This window comes from Chryseobacterium sp. BGARF1, from assembly GCF_001677955.1.
Lineage (GTDB): Bacteria > Bacteroidota > Bacteroidia > Flavobacteriales > Weeksellaceae > Chryseobacterium.
Window position 1 is genome coordinate 103,526 of record NZ_LELA01000081.1, and the last position, 21,913, is coordinate 125,438.

The 21,913-nt window shown below is 34.7% G+C and carries 13 protein-coding genes and 1 riboswitch; of the genes, 3 read left to right on the forward strand and 10 right to left on the reverse strand.

The features are described from left to right. Nucleotides 1-8: 8 nt before the first annotated feature. Nucleotides 9-2,927 carry a SusC/RagA family TonB-linked outer membrane protein gene (locus tag AB671_RS15895; protein ID WP_066679890.1) on the reverse strand — a complete coding sequence of 973 codons (2,919 nt, stop codon included), beginning with the start codon at nt 2,925-2,927 and terminating at the stop codon, nt 9-11. A gap of 83 nt (nt 2,928-3,010) precedes the next feature. Continuing rightward, nucleotides 3,011-3,107, reverse strand: a riboswitch (SAM riboswitch). Between the two features lie 241 nt (nt 3,108-3,348). Here AB671_RS15895 and AB671_RS15900 point away from each other — a divergent pair. Continuing rightward, nucleotides 3,349-3,771, forward strand: a complete 423-nt coding sequence (locus AB671_RS15900) for a type II 3-dehydroquinate dehydratase (protein ID WP_066679891.1) — start codon at nt 3,349-3,351, stop codon at nt 3,769-3,771. Between the two features lie 30 nt (nt 3,772-3,801). Continuing rightward, complete coding sequence (locus tag AB671_RS15905; protein WP_066679892.1) at nt 3,802-4,245, forward strand: hypothetical protein; 444 nt, start codon at nt 3,802-3,804, stop codon at nt 4,243-4,245. A 58-nt stretch (nt 4,246-4,303) separates the two neighbouring features. Here AB671_RS15905 and pckA read toward each other — a convergent pair whose 3' ends face one another. The 8 genes from pckA to AB671_RS15945 all read right to left on the reverse strand — a co-directional run bounded on the left by pckA (nt 4,304) and on the right by AB671_RS15945 (nt 17,767). Beyond that, entirely contained in the window at nt 4,304-5,920 is a 1,617-nt protein-coding gene (pckA, locus tag AB671_RS15910) for a phosphoenolpyruvate carboxykinase (ATP) (RefSeq protein ID WP_066679920.1), read from the reverse strand. Between the two features lie 127 nt (nt 5,921-6,047). Continuing rightward, nucleotides 6,048-6,953, reverse strand: a complete 906-nt coding sequence (locus AB671_RS15915) for a GYDIA family GHMP kinase (RefSeq protein ID WP_066679893.1) — start codon at nt 6,951-6,953, stop codon at nt 6,048-6,050. A 10-nt stretch (nt 6,954-6,963) separates the two neighbouring features. Continuing rightward, a complete protein-coding gene (fabD, locus tag AB671_RS15920) occupies nt 6,964-7,839 on the reverse strand; it encodes an ACP S-malonyltransferase (RefSeq protein WP_066679894.1) in 876 nt (291 codons plus the stop codon). A gap of 54 nt (nt 7,840-7,893) precedes the next feature. Next, nucleotides 7,894-9,624 carry a LysM peptidoglycan-binding domain-containing protein gene (locus AB671_RS15925; protein WP_066679895.1) on the reverse strand — a complete coding sequence of 577 codons (1,731 nt, stop codon included), beginning with the start codon at nt 9,622-9,624 and terminating at the stop codon, nt 7,894-7,896. 37 nt (nt 9,625-9,661) lie between these two features. Continuing rightward, nucleotides 9,662-11,248, reverse strand: a complete 1,587-nt coding sequence (gene bshC, locus AB671_RS15930; RefSeq protein WP_066679896.1) for a bacillithiol biosynthesis cysteine-adding enzyme BshC — start codon at nt 11,246-11,248, stop codon at nt 9,662-9,664. A gap of 12 nt (nt 11,249-11,260) precedes the next feature. Then, nucleotides 11,261-13,201: a putative porin gene (locus tag AB671_RS15935; RefSeq protein ID WP_066679897.1), complete on the reverse strand. Its 1,941-nt coding sequence runs from the start codon at nt 13,199-13,201 to the stop codon at nt 11,261-11,263. A gap of 80 nt (nt 13,202-13,281) precedes the next feature. After that, on the reverse strand, nt 13,282-14,865 hold the full coding sequence (locus AB671_RS15940; RefSeq protein WP_066679898.1) for a RagB/SusD family nutrient uptake outer membrane protein: 1,584 nt from the start codon (nt 14,863-14,865) through the stop codon (nt 13,282-13,284). Nucleotides 14,866-14,884: 19 nt separating this feature from the next. Then, on the reverse strand, nt 14,885-17,767 hold the full coding sequence (locus AB671_RS15945; protein WP_066679899.1) for a SusC/RagA family TonB-linked outer membrane protein: 2,883 nt from the start codon (nt 17,765-17,767) through the stop codon (nt 14,885-14,887). Nucleotides 17,768-18,079: 312 nt separating this feature from the next. Here AB671_RS15945 and AB671_RS15950 point away from each other — a divergent pair, with 312 nt between their 5' ends. Further along, complete coding sequence (locus tag AB671_RS15950) at nt 18,080-18,757, forward strand: hypothetical protein (protein ID WP_066679900.1); 678 nt, start codon at nt 18,080-18,082, stop codon at nt 18,755-18,757. Between the two features lie 83 nt (nt 18,758-18,840). On the opposite strand, the gene infB is transcribed toward AB671_RS15950, so the two are convergent. After that, entirely contained in the window at nt 18,841-21,864 is a 3,024-nt protein-coding gene (gene infB / locus AB671_RS15955) for a translation initiation factor IF-2 (RefSeq protein ID WP_066679901.1), read from the reverse strand. Between the last annotated feature and the right edge of the window lie 49 nt (nt 21,865-21,913).

The window sequence follows — 21,913 nt, forward strand, 5'->3', positions numbered from 1 at the left end:
TAAATATGTTAAAGCGTAGCCTGTACACCAAAAGTTACGGTTCTCATTGCAGGATATCTGTAGTATGTTGTTCCGTCTAAGGTTTGCTCAGGATCCATTCCTTTATGTTTATAGAATGTGAAAAGATTTTCTGCCTGAACATACACTCTTAGTTTTTTCAACCCAATCTTTTCAAAATAATCAGACGGAAGCGTGTATCCTAAGCTTACATTTTTAATTCTTGCATAGGTTCCAGAATATAAGAATCTTGACGAAGCGGAAGTCCAATTATTGGTTGTTGTGCTTAAAGCCGGAACATCCGTATTTGTATTTTCAGGAGTCCATCGGTTTAACATTTCAGAGCTCCACGCTCTTCCTGCAGCACTTCCATTATGCATCAACATGGTATAATCGGTATCGAGAATTTTACCTCCCAAACTGAAAGTCAATAATCCTGAAAAATCAAAATCTTTATATCTGATGCTGGTTGTAAGACCTCCCATTACTTTAGGCAAAGAAGAACCCTGCAAAGTTTTTGTAGCTTTTGCATACTCAGAAGTCGTTCCTTCTACTGTATTTCCGTTTGCATCAGTGGTAATTGTTTTCCAAAGCGGATTTCCGTTAGTCGGATCAACTCCCATCCATTCAGGAATAAAGAAATCATAAATAGAACCTCCAACCTGCAAACGTTTTGTTCCACTAACAATTGAACCTTTCGGAAGCTTTGTAATTTCATTTTTTAAAGTACTCAGATTCACATCAACATTCCATTCGAAATCATTTGTTTTTACAGGAGTTGTAAATAGAGAAAATTCAAAACCTGTGTTTTTTAACTCTCCGATATTTGCCTGATAACCGCTAAAACCAACTGACGGAGCCAAAGGCATATCAAACAAAAGATCTTTACTCTGACGCTGGAAATATTCTACATTCCCTTTAATTCTGTTTTTCAGAATCGCAAATTCTAACCCCACATTTAAGTTGAGATTGGTTTCCCATTTCAGATCCGGAGTCGGAAGTCTGCTTGCAACCGTACCGCCTTCACCAAGATTGTTATAAAATGTATACAAACTTTGGTACGCATAATACGTGCTCAATTTGTCATTTCCCTGACCACCATAACTTGCACGAAGCGTCAACTGATTAAAAATATTTAAATCTTTAATGAAATCTTCATTCGAAGCTTTCCATGATCCACCCACTGACCAGAAAGTTCCCCATCTGTTTTCAGGAGAAAATCTTGAAGAACCATCTGCTCTTACCGATCCGGAAATGAAATATTTATTTTTAAAATCATACTCCGCTTTTCCTAAGTAACTTAAAAGTCCCAATTTATCACTGCTTCCGCTAAATCCACCTAACAAAGCTGCTGCATCAGGTTCATAATAATAGGGAAGTGAAAACTGACTTCTGTTTCCTGAAATGGTTTGAAATTCATAATGATAAAATTCTTGACCCGCTAAAATATTAAAGTGATGCTGGTTGAATTTTTTATCAAAAGTCAGAATATTACTGGTTGTATAAGACAGCGTTCTTGAGTTTGTTTTTGTTACCGAACCACCGATTTCGCTTCCCTGTCCGATCAAAGGATTGGAATAAAAGTGACCGTTGTAATTAACCAAATCAACAGAAAAACTAGATTTAAACTTTAATTCCGGTAAGAAAGTAAAGTCTAAAAATCCTTTTCCTGAAAAGTTATCTTCACGGTTTTCATTTTTATCTAAAGGTAACGTTGCTGCAGCATTTTGATTCTGTAAAGCACTTGTAGGACGGTATTTTCCAAAGTCATAGATATAATTTCCATTGGCATCTAATCGGTGACTTCCGTCTGCATTTCTTTCGTAATAAGGATAAAACGACGGAATCACTCTTGCCGCATTAATGATATTATCCGTTCTGGAATCTGAAGAAGGCGGCGCTTCCTGAAGACTGTTGGTATAACTTAAATTAGCACCAACGTTTAACCATTTTTTAACTTCAGAATTTATTTTAAGCCTTGTACTGTATTTCGTAAAACCTGATCCAATCGCAATTCCTTTATCGTCAAGATATCCTAATGAGAAATAGTAATTGCTCTTTTCGCTCCCGCCACTAAAATCTAAATCTGCCTGACTTCTTGCCGCCACTCTCTGAAGAATATCTCTCCAGTCATCGTTCCATAAAGCAGTAGCTCCAGGCAAAAGCTTACCGTCAGTTCCTACAGGTTTTGCATAATTTGAACCGTATGGGTTAATTCCTAAACCATTGCTTCCAGAAATCAAAGCATCACTCGCCATTTGTGCCGCCTGTTGAGAAGTAACCTGGCTAGATTTAAAGCCATTTCTCAAAGCTTCCCAATACAATTGAAAATATTGATCTGTATTTACCTGCTCGTAATCTTTAACAGCTCTGGTAGAAAAACCCTGACTAATATTGAAATTCACTTTTGCCTCACCCTTTTTTCCGGATTTTGTAGTAATAATAATTACTCCGTTGGCTCCTCTTGAACCATAAAGTGAACTTGCCGTAGCATCTTTCAAAACACTGATCGATTCAATATCATTTGGGCTTATCGAATTGATATTTCCGTCAAAAGGAATTCCGTCTACCACAAACAAAGGATTGCTTGAAGCGCTCACCGAACCAATTCCACGAATACGGATAGATGCCGTTGCACCCGGTTGTCCAGAAGCACTTACCGCCTGAAGACCCGGAACCTGTCCTTCCAAAGCTTTGGTAATATTGGTAACCGGTCTGTTGTTTATTTTTTCACTAGAAATTGTTGCCACAGAACCTGTGTAACTTGTTTTTTTCGCTTTTCCGTAAGCGACAACTACTACTTCATCTATATCTTGTTCGCGAAGTGTATCTTTTTTTGCTTCCTGACCATTAATGTTGATTATTCCTAAGAAAAATACTGCAACAGGTGGAATCCAAGCTTTAGAATTAATTAAATTTTTGTTAACCATAATTCATTTCATTTATCAAATTTTAAAAATTAACCCTTTACAGAAAAGACAACAAAGGGCATCGATAAATACGATGAACCAATTGCTTATTTTTCCTTTAAAGGCTGAATGTAACACCTTGCAAAGAGCAGGTTGTTAAGATTTCACAGGGTCAGTTCCCTCCATCTTTCTTTATAAGCCGATCGAAATATGTTTGCAAATCTAAAAACAATTAGTCTACAAAACAAGTAGACTTTAAGATTTGAGATTATTATTTAATGAAAATTAACTTAAAATATTCTTAAAAAACGGTTAAATAGGGAGTTATAGAATTTATCAAATTCTTAAATATGATAAATATCATTAAAAATAATGTAATTCTAAAAATGATTTAAAATAGAAAAGCTTTCCACTTATTAAAAAAACTTTATAAATTTATGCTATGAAAGTTTTAATTATAAATGGTCCTAATCTCAATCTGTTAGGCACAAGAGAACCTGAAATTTATGGCAGTGTTTCTATGGAAGAGTATTTAGAAAAATTAAAGTCTGAATTTCCCGCTCACGAATTGAATTATTATCAATCGAATATTGAAGGCGAGCTGATCAACAGACTTCAGGTAGATGATTTTGACGCGGTTATTATTAATCCAGGAGCTTTCACACATTACTCTTATGCAATTGCGGATTGTTTAAAGAATATTCAGAAACCGAAAGTAGAAGTTCACATCAGCAATATTTACAAAAGAGAAGAATTTAGGCAAAAATCAGTAACAGCAGCATGTACAGATGCAGTCTTGTCCGGCTTTGGAATGGAAGGATATCGATTGGCGGTTTTGAGTTTGATTAGCAATAAAAATATTTAATTGAAGAGATACTTTTTTAAATTTATTTTAATGTCAGTAATTATTCTTGGAATTATTACGCCCTATATTGATTACTTTGTTGTAACTCAAATGTTTTTTTTGCTAATTCCTTTTATAGGCATATTATTATTTTCTTTAATACTTTTTATAACTAATCTATTTAAAAATAGAAAAAATGTATTTACGCTTAAATCGACCAAAATAATTACAATAATTCCTTTATTTTTATTAGCACAAATAATTTCAGTATTTATTATTCACAAGGTTCAGCGATTTAGATCAGAACAAATTATTGAGAATCTTAAAAGTAATTACAAATATTATCCTCAAAAGCTTCCTACTAATTACGGAATCAAATATTATAAATTAAAAGATTTAAACGAATTCCGGATAGAATATGAGAGAGGATTTTTTGTTCGAGAGGTTTACGATAGTACTGTGAAGACTTGGGAAAGTTACGGATGGAATGACTAAAGTTTTTAACTAAAATAAAAAAGGCTCATCAAATTTGATGAGCCTTTCTTCACTATTTCTAAATGGTCTGTTCCTGCAATTGAGGCCCAGAAGCAATCAGCTTTTTACCTTCGTCAGTATTACAATACTGCTCGAAGTTTTTGATATATTTTGCAGCAAGATCTTTTGCTTTTTCTTCCCATTCTGCAACATCGCTATAAGTATCTCTAGGATCTAAAATTCCTTCAGAAACATTTGGCAATGAAGTTGGAATTTCTAAATTCATTACCGGAATAGTTGTTTTTTCAGCTTTTTCAATTGATCCGTCGATGATAGCATCAATGATTGCTCTTGTATCTTTTAATGAAATTCTTTTTCCGGTACCGTTCCATCCAGTGTTTACCAGATAAGCTTTTGCACCGTGCTCTTTCATTTTTCCGATCAATGTTTTAGAATACATTGTAGGGTGTAATGTTAAGAACGCTTCACCAAATGCTGGTGAGAAAGATGGTTCTGGTTCAGTAATACCTCTTTCAGTACCTGCTAATTTTGAAGTATACCCGCAAAGGAAGTGATATTGAGCTTGGTTTTCATCTAAAATAGAAACCGGAGGCAATACTCCGAAAGCATCAGCAGAAAGATAAACAATCTTACTTGCGTGACCTGCTTTAGAAGGTAAAACGATTTTGTTGATATGATAAATCGGGTAAGAAACTCTTGTGTTTTCAGTGATAGATCCGTCTGTGTAATCAGCAACACCGTCGTGTACCACAACGTTTTCAAGAAGTGCATCTCTTTTTATTGCTCTGAAAATATCTGGTTCTTTTTCTGCTGATAAATCGATTACTTTCGCATAACAACCACCTTCGTAATTGAAAACTCCGTTGTTATCCCAACCGTGCTCGTCATCACCAATTAAATATCTTTTAGGATCTGCAGACAAAGTAGTTTTTCCTGTTCCAGAAAGTCCGAAGAATAACGCTACATCTCCTTCTTCTCCTACGTTTGCAGAACAGTGCATTGATGCCATTCCTTTTAACGGAAGGTAATAATTCATCATTGCGAACATTCCTTTTTTCATTTCGCCACCATACCAAGTTCCTCCAATGATTTGAAGTTTTTCAGTAAGGTTAAACATGACAAAGTTTTCAGAATTCAGTTCTTGTGCTTCCCAGTTAGGGTTTGTCGTTTTTGATCCGTTGATTACTGTAAAATCCGGCTCTCCAAAGTTTTCTAACTCGAAGTGAGAAGGACGGATAAACATATTGGTAACGAAATGCGCCTGCCAAGCAACTTCAACGATAAATCTTACTTTTAATCTTGTGTCGGTATTGGTTCCACAAAAAGTATCAACTACATAAATCTTTTTCGCATCAGAAAGTTGAGTCAATACCAAATCTTTACATGATTCGAAAATTTCAGGTGTTGTAGGTAAATTTACTTTACCATCCCAGAAAATAGTATCTTTTGTAACATCATCCTGAACAATATACCTGTCTTTAGGCGAACGACCAGTGAAAATTCCTGTTTTTACAGATACCGCGCCAGATTCTGTAAGTTCAGCTTTCTCAAAACCCTGATTTTCAGGTGAAATTTCCGCTTGATATAACTCTTCATATGAAGGATTATAAATTAATTCGTAATCTCCTTTAATTCCTAATTTTTGTAAATCTTGGACGATTTTAGCGTTTTTCATTTTACTTATATTTTCTTTTTCTTTTTGTTTGTTCAACAAGATGAATATTAACAAATTGTTAAACGTGGATAAATATAAACATATAAGCGAAAATGACAAATAAAAAATAATAGATATAATAAATTGATTAACAATCAATTATATCATCCCATTCAAAAATAGTAGTGAAACCTTTTCCCCAAAAATAGTCCTTAAACCCTACAAATTTTGAGCTCATTACAAAATCTCCACCCCAAGCCCCCAAACTTTTAACAAAACTAGGGCAATCTGAGAAAAACCTTGACTTAACTGTCGGAATTTCAATAAAATCTGAAATTTTTTGTTCATGTAACATCATTAGTTCTGAAAAATTTTCCAATTCATCACATAACAAAATATTTCTTGTGAGATTAGAAAATTCATCAACCATAATTTGAGACTTTATTTTTGACCTGTAAAGTTGAATCGCCTCGCGACTATCTTGCTTCTGATTGAGGTGAATAAAAATCAACTCATTTTTAAATTTTGGATTGAAATTTATGTTCTCAAAATGTATTTCGGGTTTGTTCTGAAACAACACCGCAGATTTTGCATTAGCCACAGCAATATCGTATCCGCTTCCCCCCAAACTTATAGAATTTAAATGGAAAGGGTTGGTCTCCGACCATTCTGCAAGATTGTTCATTAAAGTAGAACTGCTTCCCAAACCATAATCTGAAGGAAACTGAAGATTTGTTTTTAATTGATAGGTATCGGTGCTTTTAAATTTAGTTTCAGAAAGACTCTGAACATTTTTAAGAGTTTTAAGAATAAACTCTGCGCTTTGATCGATATTGGTTTCTACAATCTGCCATGTTTTATAATCTATGACAGCCTTTAACCATAATTTGTTTTGATGATAAGCTTCCCAGAAAACAAACGATTTTCCGTCCTGCTTTTCTTCAAAAAAAAACTCCTGTCCTAGCTTTGTGGGTACCGCTAAGACAAGAGCTCCGTCTACAGCGAAATATTCTGAAGTAAGCATAAGCTTTCCCGGTGAATATATTTCGCCCATTTTATTTTAATTAGATAGCAGAAGCAGATGCTACTGTATTATCAATTTTCTTAATCAATCCCTGAAGTGTTTTTCCAGGACCAACTTCTACAAAGTTTGTAGCACCGTCTTTGATCATATTCTGAACAGACTGCGTCCATTTTACAGGCCCCGTTAACTGAGCGATAAGATTAGCTTTAATCTGATCCGGATCTGTAACAGCAGTTGTTGTAATATTCTGATAAACAGGAATAGTTGCTTTTCTGAATTTAGTATTTTCAATAGCTGCTGCCAATCTTTCTTGTGCAGGTTGCATTAATGGTGAATGAAAAGCTCCGTTTACCGGTAGTAATAATGCTCTTTTTGCACCAGCTTCTTTTAGTTTGATACAAGCCTCTTCTACCGCAACTGTTTCACCTGAAATCACCAATTGTCCTGGACAGTTGTAATTTGCAGGAACCACTACTCCACTGATTGATGCACAAATTTCTTCTACTTTAGCATCATCCAAGCCTAAAATAGCCGCCATAGAACTTGGGTTTGCATCACAAGCAGCCTGCATGGCTTTTGCTCTTTCTGAAACCAATTTTAAACCATCATCAAAAGATAAAACTCCGTTGGCTACCAACGCAGAAAATTCTCCCAAAGAGTGACCTGCAACCATTTCAGCTCCAAGGCCGTTCACAGCTTTTAATGCAGCAACCGAGTGTATGAATATTGAAGGTTGTGTAACCTCTGTTTTCTTAAGATCCTCATCTGTTCCCCTAAACATAAGGGAAAGAATATCAAAACCTAAAATTTCGTTAGCAGATTCCATCAGGTCTTTAATGTCTTTACGGGAGTCGTATAATTCTTGTCCCATACCTACAAACTGTGATCCCTGACCAGGAAATATAAGTGCTTTCATTTATTTATTTAAAGTTTAATATCAATTATAGTTTAATAATGTCCTTAAAGAATTTTAAGGAACTAATCTGATCACGCGGAAGCCTGTATTTACATAAGCCCCGTTTGATTTAGACTTTACAAATTCAAATTTAGTAGCCAACTGAGTCTGCACTTTATTGATTTGTTTAAAAATCTCTCCTTTTTTGTTTTCTCTTGTCAGCATGTCATTTACCACATCAAAACCAATTACGGCATATTTACCTGGAGTTTTGCAGTATTTTGATTTGTATGCGGCTAAAATTTCTTTTTCAAAATTTCCGTCAGTATTGATTTTTCTGTCCATTAAATAAACCAAACTTGCCTGACTCAATTCATCCACTTTTTTATCGAAACTCGGCACAGCATACATACTAAATGCTTTAATACCTTGCACTTCTTTAGACAAAGCAATTATTTTATTTGAAAAAGCCTCGCCTACTGTATCATTATCACTTGCCAAAATTGCAATAACCGGAGCAGATTGTCCTGTCATCATATTCTGATCCAATTGGATCTCTGAAGCTGTATTTACAATAGTAACCTGAGCGTTTTTAACATTTTTCTCGAGGCTAGACTTCAGATAATTAGCATTCTCTTTTTTAGCGTCTGCAACAATATAAATTTTCTGATTAGAATAGACCGATTTTACCTCTTCAGCAATTTTATCGGCATATGTTTGACTGTTGGTTTCAACAATAATCAGATTGCTGTAATTATATAATTCCGGTGAGTTGGCAAATGGAGCTACTACAGGGATTTTCTGAGTCTTAGTAAAATCTAAAAGATCAATAACATTTGACTTAAAGAAAGGTCCGATAATTAAATCGGTATTATTTGGATTGATTTGTGATAGTGAGCTTTTAAATGAAGCTTCGTTACCAGAATCAACAATTTTTATATCTAATTTTTGTCCGGCAGCAGCATTTCTTTCGATTGCTAATTTTGCACCGGTAAGGAAATCTGTCGCCATCGCACGGTACTGAGTTTCGTTGGTGCTATAACCAAACGGAAGCATCAAAACAACACTTAAAGCATCACCGTTCTTTTTGATATATGCAGCATCTAGCTTTCTGATTTTCAAAGTCATTCCAGCTTTTAATCCTTTTGATAATTCAGGATTTAATGCAATTAATTCGTCAATTGTAACTCCGAATTTATTGACAATTGAAAAAACGGTATCTCCTTGTTCAACGGTATACGTAGCATATTCATCCTGGTTAGAATGAGAATTTTCAGACGAAGACCTTTCGTTCCCGGAATCTATTTTAGTTTTGTTATTATTTACCGTAGTAGATTCAGTGGAAGTTTCTACAGGTTTTGTTACTGTAGTAGCGACTGCCTGATTTCCACCGTATTTTTTGATGCTATCGAGAGGCAAAGTAATCTCGTCTCCAATCTTCATGTGAGAATCAAGCTCTGGATTGAGTTTTCTCAAATCAGTTTCAGAAATTCTATACTGTTTTGTAATTCCGTAAACCGTTTGTTTTGGTTGAAGAATGATTTTCCCAGTTTTCGAAGAAGTGTTTACAACAGGAGTTTTTGTAGCAACCGCATTTGCAGTTCCCGATTTTACGTTAACTACATCTCCAATCGCAAGTTTTCCGTCTTTTACTTTAGGATTCAACTTCAACAACTCGTCTACAGAAATTCCGTATTTCTTTGAAATATTGTAGGGAGTATCACCTTTTATAACCGTGTGTGTTTTCTGAGCCGTTAAACCAAGAAACAAACATAAACCAGATAGTACAAAAAACCTCTTAATCATTTTCGATATTATAATTTACAAAAATACTTCTTTAAAATTAAATGGCAACAATTATTAATTTTGAATCTTCTACCACCATTTCTTCCATGCAAAATTCTACCCACGAATATCCGAAATCTGCAAAGAATACAGAGAAATTATATATTCTTTCCTGCCACGTTTTTGAAGGATGAACATCTAAAAACAGATTTTCTAAACGCTCCAACAATTCATTTTGTTTTATTTTTTCAGCACGAAGAAGTCTTTTTTTCATTCTTTGGAAAGATTTCAATTGCCTTGTTTCTTCTGCTTTTACAAGATTTCCAAAAGACTGGTCTGTATTTTCTGCCTTATTTTTCAATTCTGAAAACTGTTTCGTAAGAAGATTTTCTTTTTCATTAAGCAAATGAAGAATTTCATTATTGTCTAAAATCTTATCATTCGTTATTTTTATGAAATTCTGAAAGAAGTCATCCAGTTTTAAATTTAATTTTTCGATTTTTCCGATGGTCTTTTCTTTTAAAAACAACATCGAGTTTCTCGGAATTAGAATTGGGAAAGGTAAATTGAGTTTAGCAAAATAATCTTTCAGCTCAAGCCAATACATGATTTCGGCATTTCCACCAATGTATGCAAGATTCGGCAAAACCGTTTCCTGATAAACAGGTCGCATCAATGCATTTGGACTAAACTTTTCGGGATAGTTTTCAAGCTCGTTTAAAATTTCTTCTTTCGTAAACTGAATATTTTTATCAACAACGATATAATTTTCACCGTCAAAATCTATTCTGTCGCGGGTTTCAGAAAGATAAAATAAATTAATTTCACGCGGATTTACCTGAACTTTACCATATTTATTCGTCAGAAATTCGACTTTATCTTTTGAGTTTTTATGTAAGCTAAAATTCTCAAGTTCATCTTTAAAAACATTTTTAATCTGATTTTTCAGTGCTTTGGAATCACCATCAAGAATCAACAAACCAAAATCTGAAAACAACCTGTTAACCAAAGTCTGAATAGCTTTCGTTAAAGTATTTCCATTTTTGTAAGCTTCTTTAAGCATTAAAATAAGCTCAGTTCCAAAAATAGAATCTTTAAATTCTTTTTCAAATTCAGAAATAAAAAAAGTATCGCTGATTTGAATTCTTCCAACTGCACTTCCTGACCTTTCGTTGATTTCGTAATAATTATTCTCGGTTTTAAAATGATTGATTTCTGCAAAATCGTGGTCTTCAGAAGCCATCCAATACACCGGAACAAAATTAAAATCAGGGAAATTCTGCTGTAAATACATACAGGTCTTTATCGTCTGAAGAATTTTGTACACAAAAAAAACAGGTCCGGAAAACAGATTAAGCTGGTGACCGGTTGTAATGGTGAATGTATTTTTATGCTTAAGATTTTCTAAGTTCTCTGTCTGCTTAGAAGACAACTTAAAATCTGAAAGCTGTGATTTTATCGTTTCAGATAGAATTTCTCTTTTTTCTAATGTAAAAGAGTTTTGTTTTGAATGAATTTGCTGAGCGAAATTTTCAAGCGAAAAAGTATGTGCTTCAAATCCTTCTATATCATGATTCAGGAAATCTTTTACCAATTTTGGAATACTTTCGATTTCGCTGAATGCTATTTTGTTTATTATTTTCAACCTGATTAAATTTTAGTTGAACAGATACCATAAAATTCCGATATTCAGTCTAAAATCATAGACCGGATAATGTGGAAATGCATATGATTTGTTTGGTGAAATGACCGTTCCTATTTGCTGACCTTCGATAAAGAAAAACATTCTTTTCACTTTCATATTAACATACAAGTCTGCGATTGGCTGTCCTCCGATTGAGAAAGAATCTGCGCTTGGCAAAATATATTCGTTAAGAATCGGGAAATATTCTCGTGTCGCAAATTTTGAGAAGTAATATACTTTTAAACCTGCCTGAATTTCTGCTGCATTTTTGAATGCTTTAGACTGAAAGAAAAAGTTAGCTCTTCCTATAAAAGAAGGCAATGGCAACAATTCTTTATTTGTTAAAACATTTTGAAACTGTAATCTTGTATTTAAATGAAATTTACCGTAGCTGAATGTAGCATCACCTCCAATCTGAGAAATATTTACAGAATTTGCGCTCTGTCTCGGCATTGCTGCAGCATCAAAATAAGTATAATTATCTACTCTAAAATAGTTGGCAAACAATTCTGTTTTAAACCATTTTAAATTTACATTTCCACCAATTTCTGTTACCGACTGATTTTTTGCATTAGTAAGGAAATAATTGAAATTATTATAAACCGAAGCATTCGCAAGATAGTTGAATGACGGATATGAATTTTGGAAATTTACTTTAGCATTCACAAAGTAATCCTTAATCGGCTCAAACTTGATATTGTTTGTCGTCTTCAAATAATTTCCAAACTGATTTCCTTTTGAAATTTCCAAGAATGAATTGACCTGGAATTTATCAAAAAGTTTAATCTGTAGATTTCCGACAGCTCCCAATCTGTTTTCTTTCATCTCAGAAGGAATTTCAAGATTTGGTAATGTAATTTGATCGACCCCGAATTTCAGCATTTGATATCTTAATCCTGCATCCAATTTGAAACGTTCGTTATCGAAAACCAAACTGAAAGTATTGCTAAAATTATTTGAATACTTTTTCGTTGCAAGAGGAAAACCATTAACAATCTCTGCTTCAGAAGTGTACCAATATGGTTCTAAACTACCTTGATTATAATAATATTTATTCCCTTGATTAAAGATGGTATGTCTAATTCTAAAAGGGAATTTTTCAGCATAGAAAGGGGTAAACTGGTGGCTCAGATAATATCTTCGGTAAGAATACTGCGAACTTGATGCCGCCAAATTCACCAGAGCTCTGTCACGGTTTTTAAACTCACTATCTCCCGATTGGAAGAGGTTATCATTAACAATTCCCCCATTTTCTTGATTGTTTACATTCTGATGAAGGTAATGCGCAAATAATTCATAATCTCCGCTTTTTGAAGTATAGTGCCCGGAAAACAAAGTATTATTATTTGCTGAAAGAGAGTTTCTATAAAACCCTTGAGAACGAAGTCCCATATAATCTAAAGCAAAATTGAAACGCTTTCCGATATTCTGGGTGTATGTTGACTGCAATGCAGCGCCGTTTTTCATCGCAGTATGATAAATAAAGGTCGCCGTAGGAGTTTTTACATCATAATATTTGATATCATTAATTCCTAAAATACCGTACGATTTATTTGTTGGCAAAAGCGACAGGTTTTGTTCTGCATTTACTTCATAAGATAAAGGATTGAATCCTGATCCGATGTTCGCAAACTGTACTTTTCCAAAATTATCTCTGTTGTTATATTGAGAAAAAATATACGTCTTATTAAAAGTCATCGCTGTATCAAAGATTTTCTTTTCAGAAAACTGAGCCTGATACTGATAATCATTAATCGTCGGTTTAAAAATTTTAAGAGAATCTTTTTTCCCGGAATCTATTACTAAGGTGTCTTTTAGCTTTTTCTCAAGCATGTTAGAGTCTGTTTTATTGACAATAACCTGAGCCTTAATAAAGGAAGCGAAGAAAAATATGATTAGAAAAAGGTATTTCATGAATATTTTTTGTACAGCAAAAGTAAGAAATAAAAGGCAAAAAAAAACCCGTCTTTCGACGGGTTTTTGGTAGAACCAAATTATTTATAACCAGGATTTTGTTGTCCTGACATTCCTTGATTTGCAGTCATTTCCGCAAGAGGAATTGGTAATGTGTATTTATAACTTCCATTTGGTAAGTTTTGAGAAACGAAACCTTCGATATCATCATCTGCATTTCTATCCATAGTAACACCAGCAGTAGCTGCTAATCTTTTTAAGTCGATATAACGGTGACCTTCCAAAGCCAACTCTATTCTTCTTTCTTTAAGAATATCTTTATATGCTACTTGTTTGCTAGTATAAGCTGGTGTAGTAGGTGTACCTGTATACGCTCTAGCTACTCTTACCTGCTGGATGTAGTTTGCAGCTCCTGCAAAATCTCCTGCTTCAACTGCAGCTTCCGCAAGAATAAAATACATCTCAGATAATCTAAATACTTTCACGTCATTTCTCGTTGCACCACCAACCTTACCAGGAAACTTGTCGATTACATAATAATGATTTGCTAAATATGGTCTTGACGATGGATCTAAATACGCATATCTTCTTACATCGTTTCCATTTCCAGTGAACTCGTTATACATATTAACACCCCAAAACCACATTACACCTCCAGAAATAGTTGAAGTATTTGTGTTATACAAGGCTCCAATTGCACTACCTGAACCAGGAGCAAGACGGTTAAGACCAAATATAACCTCGCCACGATATTCAGTCGGAGACTCAATAGCATCCAAATCAGCCCACATTCTTCTATACGGATTAAATGCAGCAGCCGTACTATACCAAGCAGTATACCAAGCACTTGTTCCTACAGCTCCCGACGTAGTAGTCGTCATTGGCGAAGCAGTTGTTAAATTAACACCAGACCCCGTTAGTACTAAGTCAGCATATTGTTTAGCTAAAGGATAATTACCACGGTACAGATTAAATCTTGCTGCAATCGCATTTACTGCGCTTCTGTTTACATAGAACCTATTAACATTACTCCCAGTAGCTGCAACATTGGCTCTAGCAAAATCTAAATCTGCATTGATAAGATCGTAGATAGCTTTGTTGGTAACTCTAGGCGCTGAAAAATTCAAATCGCTTGGAGCTGTTGTAACCAACATAACCCCTAAAGCATTCTCATTTTTCATATCCGTTGAGAAATAAGTTTCTAACTGAAGATAACAATACGCTCTTAATGCTCTTGCTTCACCAAGAATTCTATTGTAAGCTGTGGCTTGTGCTCCTGGAGTAGGAGTAACTTGCTCAGCCATCTCTAAAAGACGGTTTACTCTGTTGATTACTGTATAGTTGTTTACCCAAATCGTCCCAGTATAGCCATCACTAGGATCAATAAAATGCCTGTGTAATTGCCATTCTTGACCACCACTACCAATACCTTGACGCACTTCGTCTGTAACTACTGCGGTTAAATAATTAGCACTATTGGGCTCTAGCAGACCGTAAACAGAACCAATAAGAAAATTATTCATTCCATCAACAGTAGTGATGTCTTCTCCATGCGTTTCTCCCGGTTGTACAATTTCATAACTATCAGAGCAACTTGTAAGTATAGAATTACCCCCTAAAAGTGCTGCTCCAATAAAAAAAGCATATTTTATATTTTTTTTCATGATAAAATTATTAAATTAATTAGAACTCAACATTTACCCCAACCGAATATACCTTCGGGTTTGGATATACTGACAATGATTGTTGAGTAATTGGTTCTGGGTCAAAACCTTTCCATTTAGACCAAGTATATAAGTTTTCTGCTTGTAAGAATACTTTTACACTTCTCACAGGTAAATTTCTAAGCATTTCTTTACTAAGATTATACCCAATAGCAACGTTTTTCAGTCTTACAAAATCTGTCTTGTGTAGATAACGATCAGAGTCATCCTCTTGGCCTTGATTGTTTGCAGTTAAGCTAGGAATGTCTGTATTCGTATTATCAGGTGTCCAAGCATTTAACAAGTCTTTAGAAACATTAATACCGAGAGTAGCATAGGCTGGGTTTAACAACCAACTCTCCATATTATCATTGATCCAACCTCCAGATTGGTAAGAGAACATTGCGTTAAAAAAGAAACCTTTTACATCTAAGTCTACACCAAAACCTCCAGATACTTTAGGGAAAATAGATTTTCCTGTAGCCACTCTATCATCAACAGTTGGCGTTTCAGTAATTTGTCCGTCTTTACCTACAAACAGTAGTTCTCCATTTTCTTGATTAACCCCTGCATACTGATATAAATACCATTGATATGCTGGTCCTCCAATCGCTTGTACGTTGTTACCTGTAAAATCTTCTTTCGGTAAAGCTTTTACTGTATTTTTGTTGTAAGCTCCGTTTGCCCAAACAGATAATTTTATATCTTGCTTTCTGATAATATTACCTCTTAAAGAAGCCTCTATCCCTTTGTTTTCTAACTTACCGTTATTACCTATGATGTTAAAACCATTACCTAAACCGGCTGAAATAGCAATATTATTAATCAAACGATCTGTCGTTTTTTGGTAAACATCAAAAGTACCTTCAACAATTCCATTATAGTTAAAGTCTAAACCAATATTCGCCATTGATTGCTTTTCCCATCTTAAATCTGCGTTACCTTTAGAGAATAAATATCCATACAAGTTTTGGTATCCTCCAATAGAAGGTGTACTAGTATAATTATCAATATATTGCAGAGGTCTAAGATAAGAAGGGTTTTGATTATTTGTCGCAACCTGAATATTTTGATTCCCTTGCGTACCGTAAGAAGCTCTAAGCTTTAACATTCTAAATTTAGATTCAGCCATAAATTCTTCTTTGTCGATGTTCCATCTACCAGAAACTGACCAGAAAGTATCCCACTTATTTTTATCATCAAATCTGTAAGTCGCATCTCTTCTTAATGTACCACTAAATCCGTATCTACCAGCATAGTCGTAATCTACCGTACCAAACGCTGCAAATGTACCAGCATTAATTTTACTTGCCGAAACTGACGGCTGATAGAAGCTTGGACTAGAAGCACTAAAAGGAATATATCCTTTTCCTGCACCAAATGACCATAATAGAGGATCTAGACCATTTTGTGTTTGAGACTTAGACAAATAATGTCCTTTATAGTAATCTAAATAAGCTGCAACAGTCAAATCGTGATCACCAAACGATTTATTAAATGTAAGGTTAGAAACGTTATTAATCGTTAAATCTTTAAAATTTGATAGAATTTCAATCCCCCCATATTTAGCTAGTGTAGAAGCTGCCACACTATTTGACAAATATCCTAGTGGAGATCTAGCAAAAGTTCTATCTTCTTCTTTAAAATCTATTCCTAATCTATTCGTAAATGTTAAGTTATCGGTAATTTTATAACTCCCACGTAAGTTAGCATTTACAGAAGTTTCTGCATATAAATTTCGCACACCACCGATCATGTTATCATACAATACATATGGTCTATATGCAGCAGAGTTTTGACCAATAGCAGCAAACATTTCAGCACCATTTCTATATGGATACTTTGGTAAAGTTGGATCACCCAACACAGCTCCTAACAATACGTCTTGTGCTATATTCCCTGCTAAAGCAGTAGCATTCGCTTCCTGATCTAACTGATTTCTTTTAGAATAAGCAGCAGCTAATTGCGCTGAGTAAGTAAATCTTTTATTTTTCGATTGCCCATTGATATTATTACGGAAAGTAAATCTTTCAAAATCTGTTCCTTTAATAATCCCCTCGTTCTTCAGATAGCCTACTGAGGTAAACACAGACAAATTCTCGCCTCCATAAGTTAAACCTAAGTTATGTTGTTGTGTCATCCCTACTCTCATCAACTCTTTCGTCCAATCTGTATCTGTAGAATAGTTATTGATATCATCATCACTCATACCAACACCTTTACCACCCTGCCCATATATTTGTTGAATTTTAAGCAATTCTTTAGCATTAGCCAAATTATAAGAAGGCTTTGGATATTGTGAGAATGAAGTTAATGCATCATAAGAGACTTTCAAGCCAGAATTATACTTTCCGAATTTAGTCGTAATAACAACAACCCCATTAGCACCTCTGTTACCATAAATTGAAGTTGCCTGAGCATCTTTCAATATACTCAAAGTTTCAATGTCGTTAGGGTTCAAGTTTCTAAATTGCGAAGAAGAACTAGACAAACCATCTATCACATATAAAGGATCTGTAGATGCGTTTAATGAACCAACACCTCTAATTAAGATATCAATTTTACCTGAACCTGGAGAACCAGAGCTTGAGTTAACTGACAAACCAGGTGCGGCTCCTTGAAGTGAATTCAAAAAAGTTGTATTTGGACGATTTTCCAACGTTTCAGCGCTAATAGTTGTAGACGCTGCAGTTGAGCTAGCTTTCGTCGCTGTTTTACTATACCCTAAAACAACAACCTCTTCAATCTTCTGTTCTTTTGACGGTTTTGAAGGAACGGAATCATTTTTTGTTGCCTGCGCAAAAGCTACTTGCCCGATAAAGAACAAAGCCCCAGCACTTAATACACGTAATTTAACATTCATATTAACAAAATTTTAATATTTTTAATGAGCAAATATGTTAATAAATATTAACATATGCAAATTTTTTCACATACTCACTTATTATTTTTTTAGTAAAATTCTATAAACAAGTAAAAACAAAAACAATTCAACAAAATTTCCATGAAAAACCATATCAAAAGATAAAATAAACGACAAATCACCTTAGCTTTAACAAATTATATACAACACGAATTAAATAATTTAGAATTAATACAAATTAAAAGAATTCGCATTAAAACCTATCAATAATATAGTTATTTATATTATTTTTATTGTTATTAATAAAATAACATGAAAACATTTTTTAAATTCTTAGCAATTACTTCTAGCGTATTTGTCTACAGTCAGCAAACTCAACAAGTCAATCAAGGTATAGGCTATGAATTTTTCCCAACAAAAAGTGTCACATCCAATGGAAAAACTTTAAAATATGAGGATATAATTGGAACTCCTTATGCAGACACAGATTTCAAAATGGCAAAATTAGCCGACAATTATGAAGAAGTCCCTGTAAGGTATAATAGTTACAAAGACGAAGTTGAATTTAAAAAAGGTGAAAATATTCAAGTAGTTCCAAAACAAAAAGAATTTTCCAGAATTACAATTAAAAAACCATCACAAACCATTGTAAATTTAGAAACAAATGATAATTTACAAGGATATTTCTTTGAATTAGTACCCGGAAAAATAGCACTTTATAAAAAAGAAAAAACAGTTTTTAAAGATGAAGTTCCCGCAATAAACTCTTACGCGGCTTCTAAACCTGCTGAATTCATAAAACAAAATCCTGTATATTATATTAAAACAGAAAATAATTTCATTAAAAAGCCAAAAAATCAAAAAGAAATCATTGAAGCTTTCCCTAGTCTAAAGGATCAAATCAATACTTATTTCAAAAGCAATAAAGTAAAATTCAACAACGAAGAAGATTTAATAAAATTAGTCAATCATCTAAATCAACAAAGCTAAAAACTTAATAAAGTACAATATTTAATAAAAAAAGTCGGTATTCAAAATTTGAATACCGACTTTTTATTATGAAATGAAAGTTACTATTTTAATTTCTTCTTTACAGCAACTTCTTCGTATACTTCAAGAATGTCATATTGCTCGATGTCGTTGTACCCTTTAAGGTTTAATCCACACTCGTAGCCTTTTGTAACTTCTCTTACGTCGTCTTTGAAACGTTTTAAACTTTCAAGCTCGCCATCGAATTTCACAATACCATCTCTTAGTAATCTTACCTTAGACTGTCTTGTTACTTTTCCATTTAGAACCATACAACCTGCAATAGTTCCTACTTTAGAAATCTTGAATACCTCACGGATTTCAACATTACCAATAACTTGTTCCTGAATTTCCGGAGAAAGCATTCCCTCCATCGCTTCTTTCACTTCGTCAATTGCTTTATAGATTACAGAATAGGTTCTGATTTCAATTTCTTCACGGTCTGCAAGATCTTTAGCATTTGCTCCAGCTCTTACGTTGAATCCGATGATAATTGCATCAGATGCAGCCGCTAAGTTGATATCAGATTCAGTGATCTGTCCAACACCTGAGTGAAGAATTTTAACGCTAATTTCTTCTGTTGATAATCTTTGTAACTGATCAGAAAGTGCTTCTACCGAACCATCCACGTCACCTTTAAGGATAATATTCAATTCCTTGAATTCTCCTAAAGCAATACGTCTACCTAATTCTTCAAGCGTTGTATGTTTTTTCGTTCTGATTGAAAGTTCTCTCTGTAACTGCTCTCTCTTATTAGCAATAGCTTTACCTTCACTTTCGTCGGCATAAACACGGAATTTATCACCTGCTGTAGGCGCTCCGTCTAAACCTAAGATTGTTGCCGGAATTGAAGGACCTGCTTCAGTAAGGTTTTTCCCTCTTTCATCTAATAAAGCTTTTACTTTACCATGATTTTTACCTGCTACTACATAATCTCCTACTTTTAAAGTTCCGGTTTGTACCAACATTGTTGCTACATAACCTCTACCTTTATCTAGAGATGCTTCAATTACAACTCCGTTGGCAGCACGTTCAGGATTAGCTTTCAATTCGAGCATTTCTGCCTGTAACAATACTTTTTCTAATAAAAGATCCATATTATTACCCATTTTAGCTGAAATTTCCTGAGCCTGTACATTTCCACCCCATTCTTCTACTAAAATATTCATTCCAGAAAGTTGCTGACGGATGTTATCAGGATTGGCATTAGGTTTATCTACTTTATTGATTGCAATAATCATAGGTACCCCTGCAGCCTGTGCGTGAGAAATTGCTTCTTTTGTTTGAGGCATTACATCGTCATCCGCAGCAATTACAATAATTGCAATATCGGTAACTTGTGCACCTCTAGCTCTCATCGCAGTAAACGCTTCGTGACCTGGTGTATCTAAGAATGTAATTCTCTGACCATTTTCCAGTTTCACGTTGTAAGCTCCAATGTGTTGTGTAATTCCACCAGATTCACCTGCAATTACATTAGTTTTTCTAACGTAATCCAATAATGAAGTTTTACCGTGATCAACGTGTCCCATTACTGTTACAATTGGCGCTCTTGAAACAAGACTTTCTTCTGTATCGATATCTTCTTCAGAATCTGTATCTTCAAGATCAGCATCCGAGAATTCAATTTTAAATCCAAATTCGTCGGCTACCAATAGTAAAGTATCAGCTTCCAATCTTTGGTTCATGGTAACCATTACTCCAAGAGAGAAACATGCAGAAATAACCTCGGTTGCACTTACATCCATCAAACTTGCCAATTCTCCGACAGTGATAAACTCGGTAACTTTTAATGAAGTATCTCTAGCATCTGCTTCTTGCTGACGCTCGTCTTGCTCTCTACGGTAACTTCTTTTATCTTTTCTGTGTTTAGAAGATTTAGACTTACCTCCTTTATTGGTTAATTTCTCAAGAGTTTCCTTGATTTGGTTTTTAACTTGCTCGTCGGTTAATTCGACAGGCATTGTTCTTTGTCCTGGTCTATTGTTTCCGAAACGGTTTCCACCACCTTGTCCTGGTGGACGGTTTCCTCCTGGGCCACCTTGACCTGGCGGACGGTTTCCTCCTGGGCCACCCGGACGGTTTTGACCACCTTGTCCTGGAGGTCTATTCCCCTGATAACCACCTTGTCCTGGTGGACGATTTCCTCCCGGACCATTTTGGCCTTGTGGACGGTTTTGCCCACCTTGCTGATTGTTTCCACCTTGTTGGTTGTTCCCAGTATTCTGGTTAGGGCCACCCGGCTTTTCAATTCTTTTTCTTTTCTTTTTAGCTCCTGAGTTTGGTTTTGGTGCAAACTGACTTAAGTCAATTTTTTCACCAACTATCTTAGGGCCATCAAGTTTTTGATAAACAGTTTCTATTTTTTGAGGCTCCTGAGGCTCTTGAGGCTCTTCTTTAGCAGGTTCAGGTTTTTTTTCTTCCACTTTTTCTACAGGTTTCTCAACCGGTTTTGGTGTTTCTTTAACAGGCTCAGCAGCTTTTGGTTGAGCTTTCACCTCTTCTGTTTTAGGTTTATCTTTTTTTACAGGTCTGTTTCTGTTTCCTTCAATTTGAGAAAGATCAATTTTATCCAAAACCTTGAACTCTTGTCTTTCAGGAGTCGTTTTCACTTCAGAAACTGGAACCACTTCTTCTTTTACAGTTTTAACCTCTTCTTTCACCTCCTTCACTTCTACTTTTTCTTCTTTCTTTTCTTCTACAGGCGCAGCTGCTACAGGAGTTGGTTCTACTGCAACAGGTTCAGCTTTTTTAGGCTCAAGATCTATTTTACCTAAAATTCTGGTTTCTGGTTTTGTATTAGCTTTAGCTCTTATTACTTCAGGTGCTTTCTTTTCTTCCATTTCCAGTTTCTCTTCCGGAACTTTAGAAATAACCACCTCATGGGAAGCTTTACGTTGCTCACCGTCTTTGGCAAACTCAGCTTCCAATGCAGAATATGCCGCTTCTTCTAATTGAGCGTTAGGATTGTTTTCAACCACAATATCCTTAGACTGTAAAAACTCTACCAGCCTAGACATCGATATGTTAAATTCCTTAACCGCTTTATTTAATCTTATTTTTGGCATTTATATTATTTACTGTTTTTTTAATTCTTAAAATTAAAGTATTCTTTTT

Bases quoted from the DNA above. Each gene is read 5' to 3' on its own strand.
- AB671_RS15915 (WP_066679893.1), bottom strand. From the start codon at position 6,953: ATGGGCGAAATATATTCACCGGGAAAGCTTATGCTTACTTCAGAATAT.
- AB671_RS15925 (WP_066679895.1), bottom strand. From the start codon at position 9,624: ATGATTAAGAGGTTTTTTGTACTATCTGGTTTATGTTTGTTTCTTGGT.
- AB671_RS15935 (WP_066679897.1), bottom strand. From the start codon at position 13,201: ATGAAATACCTTTTTCTAATCATATTTTTCTTCGCTTCCTTTATTAAG.
- pckA (WP_066679920.1), bottom strand. From the start codon at position 5,920: ATGAAAAACGCTAAAATCGTCCAAGATTTACAAAAATTAGGAATTAAA.
- AB671_RS15940 (WP_066679898.1), bottom strand. From the start codon at position 14,865: ATGAAAAAAAATATAAAATATGCTTTTTTTATTGGAGCAGCACTTTTA.
- AB671_RS15950 (WP_066679900.1), top strand. From the start codon at position 18,080: ATGAAAACATTTTTTAAATTCTTAGCAATTACTTCTAGCGTATTTGTC.
- AB671_RS15895 (WP_066679890.1), bottom strand. From the start codon at position 2,927: ATGGTTAACAAAAATTTAATTAATTCTAAAGCTTGGATTCCACCTGTT.
- AB671_RS15905 (WP_066679892.1), top strand. From the start codon at position 3,802: ATGTCAGTAATTATTCTTGGAATTATTACGCCCTATATTGATTACTTT.
- AB671_RS15900 (WP_066679891.1), top strand. From the start codon at position 3,349: ATGAAAGTTTTAATTATAAATGGTCCTAATCTCAATCTGTTAGGCACA.
- infB (WP_066679901.1), bottom strand. From the start codon at position 21,864: ATGCCAAAAATAAGATTAAATAAAGCGGTTAAGGAATTTAACATATCG.
- AB671_RS15945 (WP_066679899.1), bottom strand. From the start codon at position 17,767: ATGAATGTTAAATTACGTGTATTAAGTGCTGGGGCTTTGTTCTTTATC.
- fabD (WP_066679894.1), bottom strand. From the start codon at position 7,839: ATGAAAGCACTTATATTTCCTGGTCAGGGATCACAGTTTGTAGGTATG.